Source organism: Agrobacterium sp. 22-214-1 (genome assembly GCF_053522465.1).
In genome coordinates, this window is the sequence record NZ_JBNWCK010000002.1 from 1 (window position 1) to 17,915 (window position 17,915).

The 17,915-nt window shown below is 53.8% G+C and carries 13 protein-coding genes, 1 tRNA gene and 2 pseudogenes; 8 read left to right on the forward strand and 8 right to left on the reverse strand.

The window, feature by feature from the left end:
- Positions 1–156: pseudogene (locus ACQZ5G_RS09780) on the forward strand (dihydrodipicolinate synthase family protein); the annotation flags it as partial.
- Positions 157–353: 197 nt separating this feature from the next.
- Positions 354–443, forward strand: a tRNA-Ser gene (locus ACQZ5G_RS09785).
- 153 nt (positions 444–596) lie between these two features.
- Here the strand turns inward: ACQZ5G_RS09785 and ACQZ5G_RS09790 are convergent.
- Complete coding sequence (locus ACQZ5G_RS09790; protein ID WP_209089756.1) at positions 597–1,295, reverse strand: hypothetical protein; 699 nt, start codon at positions 1,293–1,295, stop codon at positions 597–599.
- Between the two features lie 637 nt (positions 1,296–1,932).
- Between ACQZ5G_RS09790 and ACQZ5G_RS09795 the strand changes: the two genes are divergently transcribed.
- The 3 genes and pseudogenes from ACQZ5G_RS09795 to ACQZ5G_RS09805 form a co-directional block, all read left to right on the forward strand.
- Entirely contained in the window at positions 1,933–2,850 is a 918-nt protein-coding gene (locus ACQZ5G_RS09795; RefSeq protein ID WP_448737807.1) for a retron St85 family effector protein, read from the forward strand.
- Positions 2,847–3,794: a retron St85 family RNA-directed DNA polymerase gene (locus ACQZ5G_RS09800; RefSeq protein WP_448737806.1), complete on the forward strand. Its 948-nt coding sequence runs from the start codon at positions 2,847–2,849 to the stop codon at positions 3,792–3,794. Before ACQZ5G_RS09795 ends, ACQZ5G_RS09800 begins: the two co-directional genes overlap by 4 nt.
- A 147-nt stretch (positions 3,795–3,941) precedes the next feature.
- Positions 3,942–4,136: pseudogene (locus ACQZ5G_RS09805) on the forward strand (site-specific integrase); the annotation flags it as partial.
- 352 nt (positions 4,137–4,488) lie between these two features.
- Here the strand turns inward: ACQZ5G_RS09805 and ACQZ5G_RS09810 are convergent.
- Positions 4,489–5,265, reverse strand: coding sequence for a DUF3800 domain-containing protein (locus ACQZ5G_RS09810; protein ID WP_448737805.1), 777 nt, complete (start codon positions 5,263–5,265; stop codon positions 4,489–4,491).
- A 154-nt stretch (positions 5,266–5,419) separates the two neighbouring features.
- Between ACQZ5G_RS09810 and ACQZ5G_RS09815 the strand changes: the two genes are divergently transcribed.
- Together ACQZ5G_RS09815 and ACQZ5G_RS09820 are read left to right on the forward strand one after the other, a co-directional pair.
- Positions 5,420–6,412: a tyrosine-type recombinase/integrase gene (locus ACQZ5G_RS09815; RefSeq protein ID WP_448737804.1), complete on the forward strand. Its 993-nt coding sequence runs from the start codon at positions 5,420–5,422 to the stop codon at positions 6,410–6,412.
- Between the two features lie 598 nt (positions 6,413–7,010).
- Positions 7,011–8,231, forward strand: coding sequence for a hypothetical protein (locus tag ACQZ5G_RS09820; RefSeq protein ID WP_448737898.1), 1,221 nt, complete (start codon positions 7,011–7,013; stop codon positions 8,229–8,231).
- Positions 8,232–8,553: 322 nt separating this feature from the next.
- Here the strand turns inward: ACQZ5G_RS09820 and ACQZ5G_RS09825 are convergent, their stop codons facing one another.
- Positions 8,554–9,126: a recombinase family protein gene (locus ACQZ5G_RS09825; RefSeq protein WP_448737803.1), complete on the reverse strand. Its 573-nt coding sequence runs from the start codon at positions 9,124–9,126 to the stop codon at positions 8,554–8,556.
- A gap of 222 nt (positions 9,127–9,348) precedes the next feature.
- Between ACQZ5G_RS09825 and ACQZ5G_RS09830 the strand changes: the two genes are divergently transcribed.
- The gene (locus tag ACQZ5G_RS09830) at positions 9,349–9,777 is read left to right on the forward strand and encodes a hypothetical protein (RefSeq protein ID WP_448737802.1); all 429 of its coding nucleotides are present in this window, start codon (positions 9,349–9,351) and stop codon (positions 9,775–9,777) included.
- Between the two features lie 821 nt (positions 9,778–10,598).
- Here the strand turns inward: ACQZ5G_RS09830 and ACQZ5G_RS09835 are convergent.
- The 5 genes from ACQZ5G_RS09835 to ACQZ5G_RS09855 are packed head-to-tail and all read right to left on the reverse strand — an operon-like array spanning position 10,599 to position 17,886.
- On the reverse strand, positions 10,599–11,366 hold the full coding sequence (locus ACQZ5G_RS09835; protein ID WP_448737801.1) for a DUF429 domain-containing protein: 768 nt from the start codon (positions 11,364–11,366) through the stop codon (positions 10,599–10,601).
- Positions 11,367–11,403: 37 nt separating this feature from the next.
- Complete coding sequence (locus ACQZ5G_RS09840) at positions 11,404–12,147, reverse strand: M48 family metallopeptidase (RefSeq protein WP_448737800.1); 744 nt, start codon at positions 12,145–12,147, stop codon at positions 11,404–11,406.
- 1 nt (position 12,148) lies between these two features.
- Complete coding sequence (locus ACQZ5G_RS09845; protein WP_448737799.1) at positions 12,149–15,163, reverse strand: type I restriction endonuclease subunit R; 3,015 nt, start codon at positions 15,161–15,163, stop codon at positions 12,149–12,151.
- Between the two features lie 7 nt (positions 15,164–15,170).
- The gene (locus tag ACQZ5G_RS09850; RefSeq protein WP_448737798.1) at positions 15,171–16,406 is read right to left on the reverse strand and encodes a restriction endonuclease subunit S; all 1,236 of its coding nucleotides are present in this window, start codon (positions 16,404–16,406) and stop codon (positions 15,171–15,173) included.
- The gene (locus ACQZ5G_RS09855; RefSeq protein WP_448737797.1) at positions 16,396–17,886 is read right to left on the reverse strand and encodes a type I restriction-modification system subunit M; all 1,491 of its coding nucleotides are present in this window, start codon (positions 17,884–17,886) and stop codon (positions 16,396–16,398) included. Before ACQZ5G_RS09855 ends, ACQZ5G_RS09850 begins: the two co-directional genes overlap by 11 nt.
- Between the last annotated feature and the right edge of the window lie 29 nt (positions 17,887–17,915).

The window sequence follows — 17,915 nt, forward strand, 5'->3', positions numbered from 1 at the left end:
GATCTCTACACCCTCGGTTTCGCACCGGCCATGGTCAAACGCTCGCTTTATCTCCAGGACTCTTCCGTCGGCGCCAGCCGCCAACCGGCCCTTCTGCCCGATAGGGAGCAGGATGAAAAAATCCTGGAAATCTTGCGGCGTTATCAACGGATCTGACGCTGCTATCGAATGTGACGCGCACCCCTGCGGATCGTGCGCGTCACCTTAAAAATATCTGCGAAAACGGCCAGAAGCCGATGCATTTCCCGAGCCTCAGCCATGACGAATAATTTGTGACACAAACACGAAATTCCCCTTGTCAGCCCGGCCATTGATGTTTAAGAGGAGCGCGCAACGCAAGCGTTCGCGCATGCGGAGAGGTGGCAGAGTGGTCGAATGCACCGCACTCGAAATGCGGCATACCTGCAAGGGTATCGTGGGTTCGAATCCCACCCTCTCCGCCATAAAACTCTGGGACCGTAGTGGCTTTCCCACATATCTTTTTGATTAACTGGATGTCATATAGTGCAATCTAAGACGCCGTGGGCCACACTTCAGGCACATCTACACTAAATTTTTCTGAGACAAGGCTAGTGGCGTGGTTGTGACGATTGCATTTAAGCCTTGGTGGTCAGTTTTGATCTGAACTTTTCCCGGCTTGTCAGAAGAGTGGCTTCATATCTGGAATAGCTTTCATTAAGTAGTGACCGCTTCGCGTTTTCCAGTTTAACATAATGACTCTCGAAATCTCGTTCAAAAGCAACTGGGCTCACAATCAAATCATGGATCAAACTCGATAGGTGTTTGATCATATCTTGCTTGAACTGAAGAGACATTAAATTCTCTTTGTTGATTAGAGTGTATTTTTTACTCTCAATTTTCGTGCCGTCATTGCTGAGCGGAAAATGCCATTGGCCGTGTGCTAACTTATTTCGTATTTCAATGATAATCCGTAGATCGGATTCAATTATTTCATGAATCACATCCCGTCGAGCTGATCCAGCAACGCCTAGTGTAGAACGATTTAGCTTCGCTCTGGGCTTTCCGATGTTCTTTCGGAAAGCGACATCGACAGCCTTTTTCCATCGCTCGATTTGCGCGTCTTCTTCAAGTATTTTATCTCGTTGAGCATCGGAAAAGCCGAATTCTTCATGGAGTAGTTTATTAAGTCTTGTTTCAGCCCATGCGCCTGTGAGGAAGGCTAGCAATCGCACGAGTGAATTCAGTGAATGCTCCGGGTCTTTACGGGCTATTGCGGATCGTGCTTGCCGCCGCACAACTGCAATGGCTATATCAAGCTCTTTGAGGTTGGCCACGTGGGCTTTGTAAAGCTTGCTCGGATTGTATGCCAAAAATTCCTACCACCAAAAAACATAAGCTCATGTCTTTTGGTGGTAGGAATTCGAATCCTACAAATCCTCTCCGAAGAGCGTGCTTCCCCTTACACCATCACCCAGTTTTTCGGATAGCACACGCATTCAGAGGATGGCAAGTGGGCGTGTAACGATGCTGGCCCAACTGTCCTCTTGTAATTATCGCCCTTAACAGCACAAATTGATGTCACCATTGAGCGCGGGATATGCCCTTGCCCCATCTTCAGGGCATTCTACGCATGATCGACAATAAACGTTGGAGGTCACATGGTGACTATCGGAAAGCTCAGGGGAACGCTGGGAAAAATTTAAGCGCGTCGCCCGAGGATATGGCGCTCATCGCATGCAAGCCACATTGACATTTCGCTTCGTCCGGCTATCGTTACTCGGCTTACGTGTATTGAGTGCGTCGTTTAGCACTTGGTCTAGCGTTTCGCTGGACCTCATTATATTGCGGAATTTTGGTGCCCTGTAAGGTAGTGATTGAACATCGCCCTTCGGGACGCTCCGCTCGATAATCAATCCCTACCTTACAGGGCTTTAAGGGTAAGCTATGTTGCTATTCGCAGAGGAGATGGATGTGGACAAAATCCATGTCCAGTCTCCTTCTGCGGTGGTGTTCCTTTGCGGGGGGCCATACTCAAACATCGACGAGCCAGTTGCGCTTTCGTTGCGCGATGGATTTCTCAAGATACTCGATAATCCTGCGATCAAAGGAAAGGCGATAATCCAGGCGGAAGATATTACAAAGCTTCATGTCTTCGCTGATGCATACGAGGATGTCCTCCAGTTTGAGACCGATTTGGCGGAAATATCCGATCTCGTTCTGCTTTTCTGTGAGAGCGAAGGGAGCATGGCGGAGCTCGGAGCATTTTGCGTAATCCAAGAGATCGCTTCAAGGCTCCTTGTCGTAGTTCGAGATAGACACTGGCGGGGAAAAGGCGAAACCTCTTTTATTCGGCTTGGTCCGCTGCGCTCTCTGGAACGCAAGCACGGGAATACTTCAATCTTCGTAATTGATGATGCCGACGTCGGTGACGTGAGTGCGCCTGGGGGCATAAAAATCGGGGTCCTGAAAGACCAACTGCAGGCGCCATTAAAATTGAGATTGGCCACCACGCGGGATCCTACAACTTTCAACGTTGACCGGCCAGGGCACATCATAAAACTAATTGTTGGCTTGATACAAGAATACGGCGCGCTGACTTTCAGTGAAATAGACGAATTGCTTTTGACTGTGGGGGTCTATGTTTCCACTTCGGACTTGAAGAGATATCTTCTATGCGCCGAGTCTGTTGAATGGATCGTTCGACGTAAAAAGGGTCTTGACGAGTTTTTCATTGCGACCCCACTTCCTGATGCCGCTGTCATCACAACCAAAGCAGGTAGATCCCTTCAAAACAAGGGCCGGCGTCGCTTCGCAATACGCGAACATTGGAAAGACCATGAGCCACTCCGCTACAGCGTTATTACCCAATTTTACGGCAGCGTCGCATGAGTGAGATTTTAAGAGCACTGTCCGAGGCTACAGGTCTAAGTGACTGGGACCTCCGCGCGATTATAGGCAACGCACCGGATAGATATAAAGTTTATCACATCGACAAGCGCCGGGGGGGTCGGCGAGAAATAGCGCAGCCAGCTCGCGAGCTAAAGGTTCTGCAGCGAGCCCTGCACGATATTTTTCTCGCTAGACTGCCGGTGCACCCGGCTGCGATGGCTTATCGTCCTGGCATCGGCCTGAGACAGAATGCTCTGGCCCACTCCCACAATGGTCCGATCCTGAAGTTTGACTTTCAAGATTTTTTTCCATCACTTCGGGCTGAGGACTGGGAGGAATATTGCCATCGACATGATGTTTTTAACAATAAAGAGGATGTAGCGTTAAGCTCAAAAATAATCTTCAGAAGAAAAAACCGTCATTCATCCGTTTTACGGTTGGCTATAGGGGCTCCATCATCGCCGCATGTATCTAATATACTTATGTTTGAGTTCGACGATGCGATTCAAACTTATTGTGCGTCCCAGAAGGTGACTTATACAAGATATGCAGATGACTTAACCTTTTCAGCGCAAAGAACTGGTTTTCTTACAGGTGTTCCGAAAGCGTTAGAGCGCATAGTAAAGGATCTAACGTCTCCGCGACTTAAAATTAACTATGAAAAAACTGTCCTTGCGACTAAAAAGTATAAGCGTATGGTGACTGGGTTAATATTAACAAACGATGGGAGTGTTTCTTTGGGACAGCTTAGAAAGCGAAACCTCAGAGCTGGCGTTCATCGGTGGATGTTGGGGGTGCTGTCCAATGCAGACACCTGCCGGTTAGCAGGTCAGTTGTCATTTGCCGAGGATATCGAGCCTGATTTTGTTGCCCGTCTCGCTAGCAAGTATGGAGCGCAGGCTATAGCTGACATAAAAAAAGCTTACCGCCAGCACGGCTCTTAGTAGTTACAAAGTCTATAAAGCTTCAACCTGACATGGTGGTCCTCGCCGTGGGGGCAATATTGGCTTGGCTTGACTGCTGCCGGGATAATCCTTGGCACCCCGCAGCGGGCGTCCTACGCATGACCTTCAAAAACCATTGGAGTTCAGATGGCAAAGATCCGGGAGCTCAGAGGACGCTGGCAAGCCCACGTGCGTCGGTGTGGAATGAAGCCCCGCTGGAAGCCTTTCGATAGCAAGCTCGAAGCCGAAAAGTCAGCACGCGACCTGGAGGCTCAGGTCGATAGGTTCGGAGCCGCAGCGGACACGAAAGTCCTAGAAAGCACGACGTCGGATAGATTCTTGAACTATACCTGCCCGATGCCCTTCGTGAAAAGATGCATTGCATACGCGAGCATCACGACAGCTTCGCTCACATGGTGCTCGTTGCCGCCTTCAGCTTTCGCCAGCCGTTTCCTCGATCAGGATTAGATTTTGCAGGTGCGAGAAACTCACCGATATGCCTTCGTGTTTGTAGCGATATCTGCTTGTAGGGTAGACAAAAAATATCGGAGTCTTTACATGCACTTAGCAGAAAGTTTGGCAAACAATTGAATCTACTTGATATTTTCCAAACAGCCACTATATTTAGTCTAAATGGATTGGGGTTCGTTCCTGGTCGGCGTTGTGGCCTCGGTTTACCGGGGCCTTTCGCTTTTCATGGGAAGACTTTGAGACCGAACGACTGGTTTCTGCCATGAGGCCCTTTCCAGAATTTTTGACTTATGACTTCGAAGGCTCGATTGGGCTGATCGCCCTTAAGTATGCGAAGACCTATTGGTCGAGCGATTAGATCAGCTATTTGCAGACCCGTAGAATTTGCCAATTTCGATGCAAAGACGATATCGAAACACGGCATTTTAGCCTCCTCCCTTCCTCCCTGGAGGAAGTGATCACCAGCCGCGATGCGTCGGAATTCCAGCTCAAGTGCTGCGTCCTCTTTCCCTTGTCCCACCTTCTCTCTTGGGCTTCGCGATTCACACACTATGTGGCATTGGTGTTCATGATTTCCATTGTGTTTGATGTATGCATGGGTCATTTCCATGCAAAACAACAGGCCTAGTTGATATGGGTTTTCTGGGCGCGCGTATCTCCGTCTAAGCGCATCCTTTCGGATCACAGACGAAACAACAGTCATCGGCATCCCCGCGATGACATCGGTCAGATCCGTCAAAAAGCGTTCTCTCAACTTGTCGTATTGAAGAAAGTGAAAGGGGCCGCGACGCTTCACGATGTCTGATTCATGCATAACTATTGTGTCGTGACCGAACCATCGGAATTTAAAGTCTTGCATGGCGGGAACTGCAGTCTGAACATATTCAGATTTCTTGAATACACAGAAAGCCAACGAGAAGATTGGATAGTTTTCATCTATGGAGGTCATGCTGTGGTCGCCGCTTTCGTCCACATACACAATATAGTCGCCAAACTGCACTGACTTTCCTTCGAATCAAATTCAGCTGCACCTTTATATCACGCTGAAGATTGTAGAGTCCCGATGAGTAACTGAAGTGCTCGTGCCGGGATAATCCTTGGCCCCCTCGTCGGGGCATCCTACGCATTGTTGACAACAAACGTTGGAGATCACCATGGCGACAATCAGAAAACTCAGAGGTCGCTGGCAAGCGCAGGTTCGTCGTCGTGGCATGAAGCCCCGGTGCAAATCATTCGACACGAAGATCGAAGCAGAGAAGTGGGCGCGTGATCTCGAAGCGCAGGTCGATAGGTTCGGCGCTGCCCCGGACACGAAAATCCTTGAAAGCACGACGCTCGGGCAGCTTCTCGAACGTTACCAACGCGAAGTGTCGCCTCTGAAGCGCGGGTCCGTCCAAGAGATACAGCGGATCGACGTGCTTCGTCGCCACGAACTCGCATACAGGACGATGATCGGACTGAGCCAGCAGGATATAGCATCCTTCCGTGACGAGCGGCTTCAATCCGTAGCTCCTTCTACTACAGTTAGAGAGCTTGCTATCCTCAGCCATGTCCTCGAGGTCGCAATCCGCGATTGGGGTCTGCCGCTGGCGAAGAACGTCGTGAAGCTGGTTCGTCGTCCGGTGATAAGAAATGAGCGGAGCCGCCGCTTGACCGGCGACGAGGAGCAATGGCTGCTCGATGCTTGCGATACCGGGAAGATACCTTTCCTACGCACGCTGCTGATAGTCGCGATCGAGACCGGGATGCGCCGTGGTGAGCTTCTCGGACTGAAGTGGACAGATTTTTCGCACAATCGCCGGGTGCTCTCGCTCGCTCTTACCAAAAATGGTTCCGATCGTGAGGTTCCCTTGTCACAGCGGGCATTCGATACGCTGATAGCTTGGAAAGAACACCCGACCGTGGATCGGTCTATGATTTTTCCGATGCGTGCCGGGACGCTGGAACAGGCATGGAGAAGGTTGCTGACGCGTGCCGGGGTAAAGGGGCTGCGCTTCCATGATTTGCGCCACGAGGGCGTCAGCCGTCTGTTCGAGCGTGGTTTGAACGTCATTGAGGTCAGCAGCATCAGCGGACACAAGGAACTGCGCATGTTGAAAAGATACACGCACCTCGCTGCTGACGATCTCGTGGCGCGCCTTGGGTAAGGTGATCCACGAACTGTTCGCGCTGTTGTTCTGCGCAGGAGGACAGCAAAGTCCTAGAAAAACTCGCTATAGCCGTAGGGGATGCCTTGGGTTGCCACCGAGTTTCGAAATCCAAACCACCTCTCCTGCGAGCAGACGGGATTTACTTTTTGACAAATCGACTGTCTTGGACGCGCGATAACCGTCCGAAAACGACCGGAATTAGAGGCGGGGCTGGCAACGGGTTTCTTACGAGCAATAAGAAACTCATTTCCACTATTTTTACGCTAAGTTGACGCTAAACCGGCGATTTCGCAATTTTTTCCCTGAATCCACGCGATTTTGTCTCCTAATCTATCCAACTCTTCTGAGAACGCTAAAATCATTCTGCGTGAGGTGATGTTCGCTTTGATTAAACCACCAGTATTCTGACTATATGAAACAAATCTGCGAGCTTCTTCTGCGCTGGTCTCCAGTTCGCTCTGGGTTGCTCTAGGGAGGCGCACGGACAGAAGTCGGTGGAAGTAGCTATTTTGCGCTTGTGCGAGCCCTTGGCAATCCATGTTCAAATGAGGATATGGTGAGTGCAGACGCACTGATTTGAAAGCTGTTGTTGAAAATGAAGCCAAGGTTGCCGGGAATGCTCATCCCGTTGATTGCTGCGAAATCCAAATCCCTTGTCGGCTATCTCGATTACCGCCGAGAGGATTTGTCGAATACGCAAGCCCGCCTTTCCGGTAGATATTCTATTCGACCAGTATTAGATCTCGAACGGTTCAAGGCTCGTGCTGTCATCGATTGGATCACGCTCGACCGCAACACTCAATTTCAATGGTTGCAACGAGAAATCGAACCAATTGGTGGCCGGCGGAGCTATGTGGAGAATGTTGACGGCGACAACACAGCCTCCTCGAACTGTTTCGATATCAGATTTCAAGAGCCGGAGATTGCCACTGTTCTAAAATCAATTGCTGCCGTCCGAGCCAAATTTGGCTTGGCGCTCGAACCTTCAGTCCGCGCCATTGAGATTAGCGTGGATTTTATTCCCAAGACACCCGATGATCTCCTACGCGCTCGTATGGTCCGGGTGTTGATGAACCATCTTCAAGTGCGCCCAGATGTAACGACAAATATCCGGGATAGGCCGAGGACGGTTTGGGGCAGAGGCCCTGATTTCACCCAGCGCTTGCTTTACGACTCTAGGCATTTGACGCCCGCTGAGAATGAGCAATTTTTGCTGGAAACGGACAGAGATCGCGCGCCCAATGTAGACGGAACCTTGGAAGTGGGCGAGAAGGAGGCCTCTGTCCGGTGGCGCGTTATGGACAAGGTAATTGATACGCAAAACATTTCCGCCGGAACATTTGTCCTACTCGATGAGAAGTCAAAAAGAGCTAGGGTCGAAGTCACGTTGGCTCATCCGGAAACAGAGAATATTGGCATTGGCTCGTTGAATGATCTCAGGACGTTCAGCTTCACAAAGCTTCAAGGAAAGTATTTCCAGTTCGCTCTTCCCACGTTTGTTGCTGAACCGGTAAGGGCTTCAAAGAGGCAAGCGCTAGCTGCTGCGAGTAATCCAGAGCGAGCGGCGAAATTCTCGAAGACTGGAGTAATTGGCCTGAAGGCTATGGATGCGACGAGAGATGACGCTAGGCGGAATTTGCGACGCAGAGTAATGCACCACATTCATGCAAGTGGTCTCCGGATGAGCGTCTTGAACAGAAATGCGCAGGGAGCGGCCAGCACCTTCGTGGCTTTTGAGGATTTGAATGAACGGGTCAGGGTCGCTTTAAGAAACCTTGGTAAACGTGTTGGCGACGGATTTTCATCTGCTCCGTAGTGAGTGAAGAGTGAATAGGTTTCCTGTGTAGATATATGCATTAACCCATATAGAAGTTATTAGGCCGGCGGAATCGACCACTCCCCGTCCGCCCAAGCGTCACAATGCTTCTCTTCAAACCGCATCAATAGGCGAGCAATCTTTTTTAGTCAGAAAAACTTGCAAAAATGGGAAAGCAGGCCTTCTGATCTCGTGTGCCAATTTCAATCAAGCTGAAGTTCACCTTAGCGCTTTTTCAACCGCGAGTCACCTGAGCGCGTTTGTATTCAGACGAACAATTCCTCGTCGGGTGGGAGAAAGCCAGTCAGCGAGCTCCCCTGAGTCAATGAGAGGTATCCAGACGCTCGGCGTCGACCTTCAGAGTTCGAAGCAATGTCCGGGGGTGAATTCCATGCTGTTTCGCGATGGCTTCGGCGGTGGCTGAGCCATTCGCCAAAGCCTGCCGAGCGTCCCGGCGCTGATCGTCTGTCATCGCCGGGCGCCGACCGAGACGGCTGCCGCGAGCCCGAGCAGCAGCCATGCCTGCGCGCGTCCTCTCGCTAATCAGCGATCGCTCAAACTCAGCCATTGATGCGAGGACGTGCAGCAGGAGCCGTCCGGCTGGCGTGCCAGTGTCCAAGCTTTCACTCAACGACCGGAACTCTACCCCGCGCTCACGAACGAGTTTAAGCAATTCGAAGAGAGATCGACCCAAACGGTCGAGGCGCCAGACAACGATGGTATCTCCGCGCCGAAGCTTTCGAAGCAGGCGCGCCAGGCCCGGTCTTGTAAAGTCTGCGCCGGAATATCCTTCATCAGTAAGGACATCGGTGCATCCCGCCGACCTCAGCGCCGACATTTGTAAGTCGAGGCTTTGTTCCACGGTGCTGACGCGAGCATATCCCAAGGTGTTCATTCTGCCTGCCGCCTAAATTTTGGTGCAATTTATCCGTGCATGATACCCGGCAAGCCCTTGATTAAAAGGAACCTTTTCGTGCGGTGCGGCTTTTCTGTTGACCGAGAAAGCGTCTCCGAAGGATTTCAATACGTTATCTTCGCACGCCATATCGTCGGTTCGTTATGACGGAACCCTTCCCTTTTGTGCGGTGACAATCGACATTTCAGCGCCGGAGGTTTCATGCGCAAGTTTGCTCAGATAGATAAATCTGCTATCATTCAGGTTGTTCGGGCGCTGAAAATCGCTACCGTCTTGCCGTTGATACTTTCCGGCACTCCTGCCTTTGCTGGCCCTGTGGAGACAGGGTTCTTCAACGCGACCATTCCATATGTGGTTCTCAAGCGTGGTTCCGTTGAATGCGGAAAGCCAGATGGGGACCATATTGCTTATAAGCAACGTCTGTTAATGATGCTGGCACGCATTCCCAATGCTGATTTGATCGTAGCTGACCGGCAGATGGAACGCGCATTCGAGTTCGAAGTAATGAAATACAACCCAACGTGTTCGGATGCCCTGCTTGAGAGATACGAATACACGATGACAGAGGGGGCGGAACGTTCGCTCAAATCATTCTCGGACACGGTGACGGACCAGCTCTATAAGAGGTAGCCCGTCGAACGGCGAAAATAAGACGTGTTGATTTGATCGAGCCACTTTTCAAGTGCAGATAGGACAGTCAGCCGTAGTTGGCTGTCATTTCTGATCGCGTTCCCAACCGAGGCGTTGAGTGGTTTCAGACCGACTTGGATATTGCACGGCAGTGGTAGATGACCGTTCTCAGACCGCCTCATTGTTCTTTAGCCAAATCTCCAATTCTGCTAAAACGCTATTCGATAGCTTTTTGTCATTCACAAGCGAATTGCCGAGTGACGAATCTCGTCGATTTAAACCCAACTCAACCATCACATCGCCTACCCTAAGGTCTCGTTTTGCCATCACAGTTTTAATTCGGGATTTAACCCAAGGCAGCAGGTGGTTGCGGACCGCTAGGGGAGTTTCAGGTGTCGCTATCCTAGGCGTCTCCCCCGCTGACGCAGCTTGCGCCGCGATCCAACTTTCGAATTCATATCTCTCGTGTTCGTTAGCTCTAAGCCAAGCGCTTTTTAGTTCCTGAATCGCCATAGTCCCTACGCTTTCTGCATAATCTCGCGCAGCGCAATTATTCCGTTTATTCTATCAATGCAAATCTTCTATCATACATCGAAACGGTGCATCCATTTTACTGTTGTAAGCTATATCGGACGCCTTCCACAGAATTAGATATTTCATTGAAATAGCTGGCGCGTTGGAATAGCTTCCGTTAGCTATCCAACGCCACTGAACCAGTTTTTTCAACGATGAGATGAACAGAACGTTCCGCGCATCCAGATATATAAGGCGACGTCCAGCAGCGCCGAGCCAGCCAGCGAGCTTCCCTGAGTCAAATAGCGCTACGCCAGAGCCAGCCTGTTCTTCTTAAGCGTTTCCCGCGCCCATCCTGCCCATTGATCCTGGGGTGGCAGCCAAAACCAGCCGCCTGTATCGTCGCCCACGACTTGAGCTTCATTAGTTGCGGCACACGCCGCAGTGAGCAGGCAGATCCATGCAGCTCGCTTTTCGTGGTCGCGCTCGCCAAGAACTGCGGTCAACAGCTGAGGATTATGCCAGCCAATCTTTTGAAACAGGTCTGAAAGAACGCCGCTATCGACGGCATGCTCATACAGCCAATCAAACTTCTTGCGTTTACCCGCCTTCGGCAGGACAAACCGTGCCTCTGGCAGCAGAACCCCCAAAAAGGCGTTCGGAAAGGCTTCAATTATGAAAGTGTCCTGCAGGATCGCCCTCGATGCGCCTGTGTTATGCTCAGCCAGGTGGACCACCTGATTTGCCGTCTCAGCAGCAGCCCGTCGCAGACCCTTGCCATAACCATGATTACTCAAACCAGGCTTGCATCGCGTCTGAAATGCGCCGCGAATGAACAGGCGTTCACAGAGACGGTCCAAGCTGTCATCGGAGCCGACCGGGACTAACGGTCCGTCGATGGCTATCACCGAGAACTGAGTAGACGCAGGTATGTGCTGACTGCGACGTTCCCAATCAGAGTGCGTCCTGGCCGCTCCAAACTCGCCGTTCTTGCTCCAGGCGATGCCAGTGGTTGGTCTGGATGTCGAAAAGCCCACATCGATGCCGAGGAGCGCTGTCTCGTTGAGATTGATCATATGACACACTCCCCAAGATCCCCAAAAAACAGTCTGATTATCTCACCGCCTCCACTTTCTCCCATCCCAGCATGTGCTCGTTCTTGTCGAGCCAAGCCTTTCGCTCCTGCCAGTCCGGCAGCACACGCCCCACGAGGTCCCAGAACTCCGGTTCATGGTTGCGGTGCTTAAGATGGCATATCTCGTGGACCACGGCGTATTCCAGGACGGGCTTCGGCGCGAAGATCAGGTGCCAGTTCAGATTGATTTGCCGGTCCTGACCGCAGCTGCCCCACATGTGTTTCTGGTCCTTGATCTGCACGCCACGCGGTTTCAGCCCATGGCGCTCACCATGCTGGTGAACAAAATCGCGAGCGTCGTCGCGCACGCGGCGTTTCAGCCAGAGCCGGAGAGCGCTCTCGATGATGGTGTCGGATGACTCCGGCGACAGTTCGGCGGGCTTGCGGATCTTGAAACCGTTGCGGAAACTGACCTCGACCAGGGAGCCATCGAAGGGCTCGATGGTGAGCCGCGCCATCCGTCCACGATAGGGGATCTTGGCGCCGGTCACGAACTGGTAGACGCGGGTCTGGGCCTTTGCGCGTTCAGCCATATGCTGAACCGTCTCAATGATCCAGGCACGCCGGCGGTCCAGCACGGCACTGATCTGCTCGTCGGTCGCACTCTCCGGGACCAGGAGCTCGAAGGATTTCGGCGTGACACTCAGGCTCGCCTTGCGCGCCCTCGGCGATCGCCGCAGGGTGTATTCGATCTCTTGCGCGCCGATGCGATAGACGGCCATGTCACGGCCCCGCGAAATGCTTGAGCGCGTAGGCCTCGACCTCTTCCGGGATCTCCCTCAGCTGCGTCAGGCCCGCCAGATGTGCCATGGAGCGCACCTGCTGGCGCAGGCTCTTGCGAAGCCCGTCCTTCTCCCACCAGCCTGATGGAGCGGTGACGGGGTCGGTGTAGAGCCCCTCCAGGCGGATCGCCAGAGCCGCTCCCTCCGGCGCGGAGGTGAAGCCGTTGAGGATCTGCAGAATGCCATAGGCGCCGGGCGTCAGACCCGCTTCGACATGGGCAGCGTCCTCAGCCGTAATGTCCTTCGCCAGCTCTTCGGCTGCCTTCAGCTTCTCGCCCCAAGAGAGCTGCGCGCTTTCCAGCTTTTCCAGCAGCTGGCGAAGGCGCTCGGAAAATTTACCGTATTGATGCGGACTGTCGTCGATCCGCTCGGTCACGGTCTTGCGCAGCTCCGTCGTCTTGCGGATCGCTGCCGTCATCAGGTCTTCCTCGGTCTTGCCATTAGGATCGAAATCGTCCCAGAACTCCGGATCGGTGATGTGGCGCAGCTTGACGGTGACGCTGAGACCCGTCGCTTCCAGATGCTTCTCCAGCATCTCGCGGATCTTCTCACTGTAATTCATCTGGTCGAAGGCCTGGCGCTTCTCAAAGTGCTGCGTGCCATAGAGCACGAAGTTGGCAACCCATTTCAGATCGGCGGTGAACTCCAGAACGCTCGGGTCCGGGCTCAGCGTTTCATAGAGGACGATGAAGCTGCGCGCCTTGGCCTTGAAGTCGAACCACTTGTCCTCAGTGCCGAGCAGCTTGACGAAGGCATCATATTCCGCCTTCAGCGCGTCTTTGTCGCTCGCATCGCGTTTCAGCGGCTTCATCAACGCGGCGACGGCAGAGCGGGCTGCCCGTAGCTGGTTGCGCAGATCGTCGAGATCACGCATGGCGTTTTTCACGTCATCGGCGCGGTAGGAGGAAAGCGCTTCTTCGAGGTGTCCTGAAACGCCGATATAGTCGACAATCAGTCCGTTGCGCTTCCTGGCGTCAGATACGCGGTTGGTGCGGGCAATCGCCTGCAACAACCCGTGCTCCTTCAGCGGCTTGTCGAGATACATGACGCTTTCGATCGGGCAGTCGAAGCCGGTCAAGAGCTTGTCGCAGACGATCAGGAACTGCGGGTCGTCGCCCTTGCGACCGAATGCCTTCTTCGCCAGTTTCTCGGCTTCGGCATCCAGATAATGCGCCTTCAGCTCAGTGCGGATCGCCTGCTTGTGCGCATCCTCGCTCGGCTTGCTGTCTTCCTGGTTGATCGAATAGACGCAGGCCGACATGGCATTGGCGCGGGCTAGCGCCTCGGCAGGCTCCATGCCCTCGGCCTTCAGATCCTCGGCAATGACCTTTGTCAGCGCCTGCTTGTAGAGGATTACGGCCTCGCGATCGATGGCGACGATCTGCGCCTTGAAGCCATCAGGCCGGGCATATTGCTTGAAATGCGTCCAGATATCATAGGCGATCAGTTCGATACGGCGTGGATGCTTGACCAGATCCTCGATCTGCACCCCGCGCTTCTTGATCTCGTTGAGCTTGTCGTCATCAACCTCGGCAAACCAGGTGTCGAACAGGATGTCGATCTTCGCCTCATCGATATGCCAGTCGGTCTTGCGGCCGGTGTAATAGATCGGCACGGTCGCGCCATCGGCGACGGCGTCGTCGATGCCGTATTTGTCCAGATAGCCTTCTCCCGGCACACCGAAGTTTTCATAGGTGTTCTTGTCGTCCTTCTTCACCGGCGTGCCGGTGAAACCGAAGAAGCGCGCGTTGGGCAGTGTCGCGCGAAGATAGGCGCCGAGATCCTTTTCCTGGGTGCGGTGGGCCTCGTCCACCATCACGATCCAGTTTTCCGAATTGGCAATCGCCTCCTTCGAGCCCTGGAACTTGAAAATGGTGGAAAGCGCGGTGTGCCCATCCTTGCCGCTGCGGATCAGCGCGTGCAGATCCTTGATGCTCTCGATCGCCGTCGGGTTCGGCAAGCCGCAGGCGACAAAGGTGCCGCTGATCTGGCTGTGCAGGTCCACCCTGTCGGTCAGCACCAGAATGTTCGGGTTCGTCAGCGCCTTGGACTGGATCGTCCGATGCGTCTTCAGCTTCAGCGCGGCAAACACCATGGTCAGCGATTTGCCGCTGCCTTGCGTGTGCCAGATCAGCCCCTGCCGGTGGTTGCTCTCGATCACGCGCTCAACAATGCGGTTGACGGCGCGGAACTGCTGGTAGCGGCAGATTTTCTTGATCGTGCCGGTCTCGGTCTTCTCGAACACCACGTAATGCGCGATCAGGTCCAGCAGACGGCTTGGCTCCAGCAGACACCAGAGACCTTTGGCGAGCGTGTCAGAGAAATCACCCTCCAGCTTCGGCCAGGGATCACGCCACTCGGCATAGTATTTGGAGCCGGAGCCGGTCGCGCCATAGAGCACCAAGGCGCCATCGGTGACGATGTTGAAGACATTGGAGAAGAACAGGCGCGGAATGTCCCGCTCATATTGCCGAATCTGCTCGAAGGCCTCTCCGGTCTTGTCCTTCACGTTCAGCGGGCTCTTCGCCTCGATGACAACAAGCGGAATGCCGTTCACATAGACCATGACATCGGGCTTTCGCGTGTTCTCCGCCTTCACCCGCAGCTGATGTGTCACGGAAAACAGGTTATTGTCGGGGTCGAGAAAATCGATCACCCGCAGCGTCTGGCGCGTTTCCTGGCCGGTTACCTTGCGGGCATAATCGCCACGCAGCACCTTCAGCCAGGCCTCGTTGTCGCTGATTGCCGCAAGCTCTCCATAGGCGGCCTCGGCAGAGGCGCGGTCGATCCCATTGATGCGCATCAGCGCGTCGATGAGCTGCGGGCGAAACAGAACCTGGTTCTCGCCCTCGCGCAAACTTGCATGCTCCGCCGGTGCCACGAATCCATAGCCCATGGTCTTCAGATGCTCGATCGTCGGGCGCTCGGCAAAATGCCATTCGGGGCCGTTGCTCATGGGGCGCTCATTCCGCTGCCATGGGAAGCGCGTCGGTGACACGCTTTCGGCCGGTGAGGAGGTCTGACATGAGGGCGGCTTTGAAGGCAACCAAAGCGCCAAAATGGCTATGCTCGCGTTCAAAGCTCAACTCAACCAAGTCGATATTGCGCACAATCTCTTCCTGCTCATTTAGCGGGGGAAGCTGCAGGACTGTTTCCGCCAATTTCGATATGTAAATGTGCTTGATGGTGGAGCCGCCCGCCTCCGCAAGTATCCTCGTTTGAACAGATGGAGACTGCAAAAGCCAGTAAAGGAATCTTGGCAGAATCCTCCATTCGATAGGCGTAACTGCAGCAACCGACTGGTTGATGCAAAGATCGCCTTTGTCTACGATCGCCACGCGACCCAGCGTGCCGTCTTTCGTGATCAAGACCGTGTTTTCGGCCGGTTTGCTTTTCTCGGAAAGAAGTGTCTCGAACTCTATGCGATCCGTTTTGCGCGCCGTTTTATAGTTAATCTTTCCCTCGAGGATGTTTGCAGCTGTAATCATCCAAGGTCCGTCTTCAACGGTCGACATAGGATTCGTAAATCCATAGGTCGTCCTTTCGGCGATGTGATTGAGGCGAACGATCTCCCACCCCTCGGGGATCTCCCCGATCCCGGTCTGCTTGAAGCGCGTGTGGCCGATGCCTTTGGTGAGCAGGCGTTCCAGCACGCCCTGCTTGACCTTTCTGGTCTGCTCCATCACCGACCGCGTTGATGCAATGGCCTCATCGACGCTGGACAGGATGTCTGCGATGCGACGTTGTTCGTGGAGTGGGGGGAGAGCAAATCGAAACTCGGCAAGATGGTCAAAATAGATTCGAATACGGACGCCACCGTCACCGGCATTTCCCACATAAGCTTCCCATTCCGCCGAGCGGCGTAGATGCTCCAGATATGAACCATCCAACATGCGTTCATTTGCAGAAAAGACTACGTAGTCTGGGCTAACCATCACGGCGTCAGCATGTGACGATCTCGCGATGGATCCAATGTTTATTCTCATGGGGTTATAGGCAAACGAACCAGGTTGAACGATCTTGCATCGATCAACGCTTACGCCCTTTACCCTCTCCCGCATCGGTATCATGCCGTCGTTCTTGAAAACTCCGACCAGTCGCTCACTCGGAATCTTTCCATCTGAATTGCGACTGCGATCTTCGCGCGCCACCTCACCAAGTCGAACCGATCGCCACCCGCCGGGCACATCACGCGACATAACCCAGCTCCCGCATAAAGTCCATCATTCGCGCTTCCGCCGCATCCCGCTCGGCTTGAAGCTCGATCAGCTTTTCCACTTCAGCCGCGACATCGACCTCCGCCGCTTCCTCGCCCAGATGCACATAGCGGCTGATGTTGAGGTTGAAGTCATTCGCCTCGATCTCCCTTGTTGGCACCACCCGCGCCAACCGCTTGGCATCGGCAAAATCGCCAAAAGCCCTGGCCAGCGTGGCGACATTGGCCTCAGACAAATGATTTTGCGCCTTACCTTCAATAAAATGCTCGGCACCGTTGACGACGAGGATCTGACCCTTGCGTGCCGCAGGCTTTTGCTTGCGCAGGATGAGGATGCAGGCCGGAATGCCCGCGCCATAAAACAGGTTCGGCGCAAGGCCGATAACGGCTTCGATCAGATCATCCCGGATCAGCCCCTCGCGGATCTTGCCTTCCGCGCCGCCGCGAAACAGCACACCATGCGGCAGCACCACGCCGCATACGCCGTCCTCCTTCAGGCTCGCCACCATATGCTGCACGAAAGCGAGGTCGCCGTAAGATTTCGGCGGGCAGCCGTAGCGGTCACGGCCATAGACGTCGCCCTTCGACCAGATATCATGGCCCCAGCTTTTCAGCGAAAACGGCGGATTGGCCAGCACTCGATCAAAAGTGCGGATGGCCTTCACGCTGTCGCCCGTTAGATGTTTCGGCTCCAACAGCGTGTCCCCACGCGCTACCTGTGCATCGTCGATATCATGCAGGAACAGGTTCATCTGGCAGATGGCCCAGGTGTTGAGGTTCCGCTCCTGGCCGAAAAGCGAAAGGCTTTTCGGGTTCTTGCCCTGACGCTCCAGATGATGCACGGCCTCCAAGAGCATGCCGCCCGAGCCGCAGGTTGGGTCATAGATCGACATGCCTTCTTCCGGCTTCAGGCACTCAACGATCAGCCGCACGACCATCTTCGGCGTGTAGAACTCGCCACCCTTCTTACCGGCATCATCGGCAAACTGGGCGATCAGATATTCATAGGCCTGGCCCAGCACATCCGGCTCGACATCGGAATTGCGCAGGCGATAGGTCTCGAAATGCTGCAGCAGCTTTTCCAGCATGGCATCCGGAAAGCGCTCCTTGTTGTTGAAATCGACATCCTGGAAGACGCCGCGCAGCTTCATGTTCGCGTCTTCAATGGCGCGGAAGGCTGCGTTCAGATGGGTGCCGATGTCGGTCGTGTGCTTGCGCACATGTTTCCAGAAATGGCCCCTTGGAATATCGAAGCGGTGCTCATCTGGATCGGCCGCCAGATCGGCATCATGGTAGCGCGCCAGCCGTTCCTCATACTCCTCCTCCCAGACATCCGAGAGGCGCTTGAAGAACAGAAGACCGAAAATGTAGTGCTTGTAATCGCCGGAATCGATCGATCCCCGCAAGATATCCGCCGCCCGCCAGAGATGGTTTTCCAGCTGCGAAAGGCTCAAAGTCGTCACGTTACATATTCCCCGTCATGCTCAGCGCT

Coding starts and splice junctions, on each gene's coding strand:
- ACQZ5G_RS09800 (WP_448737806.1), top strand. CDS start 2,847: ATGAGTGAGATTTTAAGAGCACTGTCCGAGGCTACAGGTCTAAGTGAC.
- ACQZ5G_RS09815 (WP_448737804.1), top strand. CDS start 5,420: ATGGCGACAATCAGAAAACTCAGAGGTCGCTGGCAAGCGCAGGTTCGT.
- ACQZ5G_RS09820 (WP_448737898.1), top strand. CDS start 7,011: ATGAAGCCAAGGTTGCCGGGAATGCTCATCCCGTTGATTGCTGCGAAA.
- ACQZ5G_RS09825 (WP_448737803.1), bottom strand. CDS start 9,126: ATGAACACCTTGGGATATGCTCGCGTCAGCACCGTGGAACAAAGCCTC.
- ACQZ5G_RS09830 (WP_448737802.1), top strand. CDS start 9,349: ATGCGCAAGTTTGCTCAGATAGATAAATCTGCTATCATTCAGGTTGTT.
- ACQZ5G_RS09835 (WP_448737801.1), bottom strand. CDS start 11,366: ATGATCAATCTCAACGAGACAGCGCTCCTCGGCATCGATGTGGGCTTT.
- ACQZ5G_RS09840 (WP_448737800.1), bottom strand. CDS start 12,147: ATGGCCGTCTATCGCATCGGCGCGCAAGAGATCGAATACACCCTGCGG.
- ACQZ5G_RS09845 (WP_448737799.1), bottom strand. CDS start 15,163: ATGAGCAACGGCCCCGAATGGCATTTTGCCGAGCGCCCGACGATCGAG.
- ACQZ5G_RS09850 (WP_448737798.1), bottom strand. CDS start 16,406: ATGTCGCGTGATGTGCCCGGCGGGTGGCGATCGGTTCGACTTGGTGAG.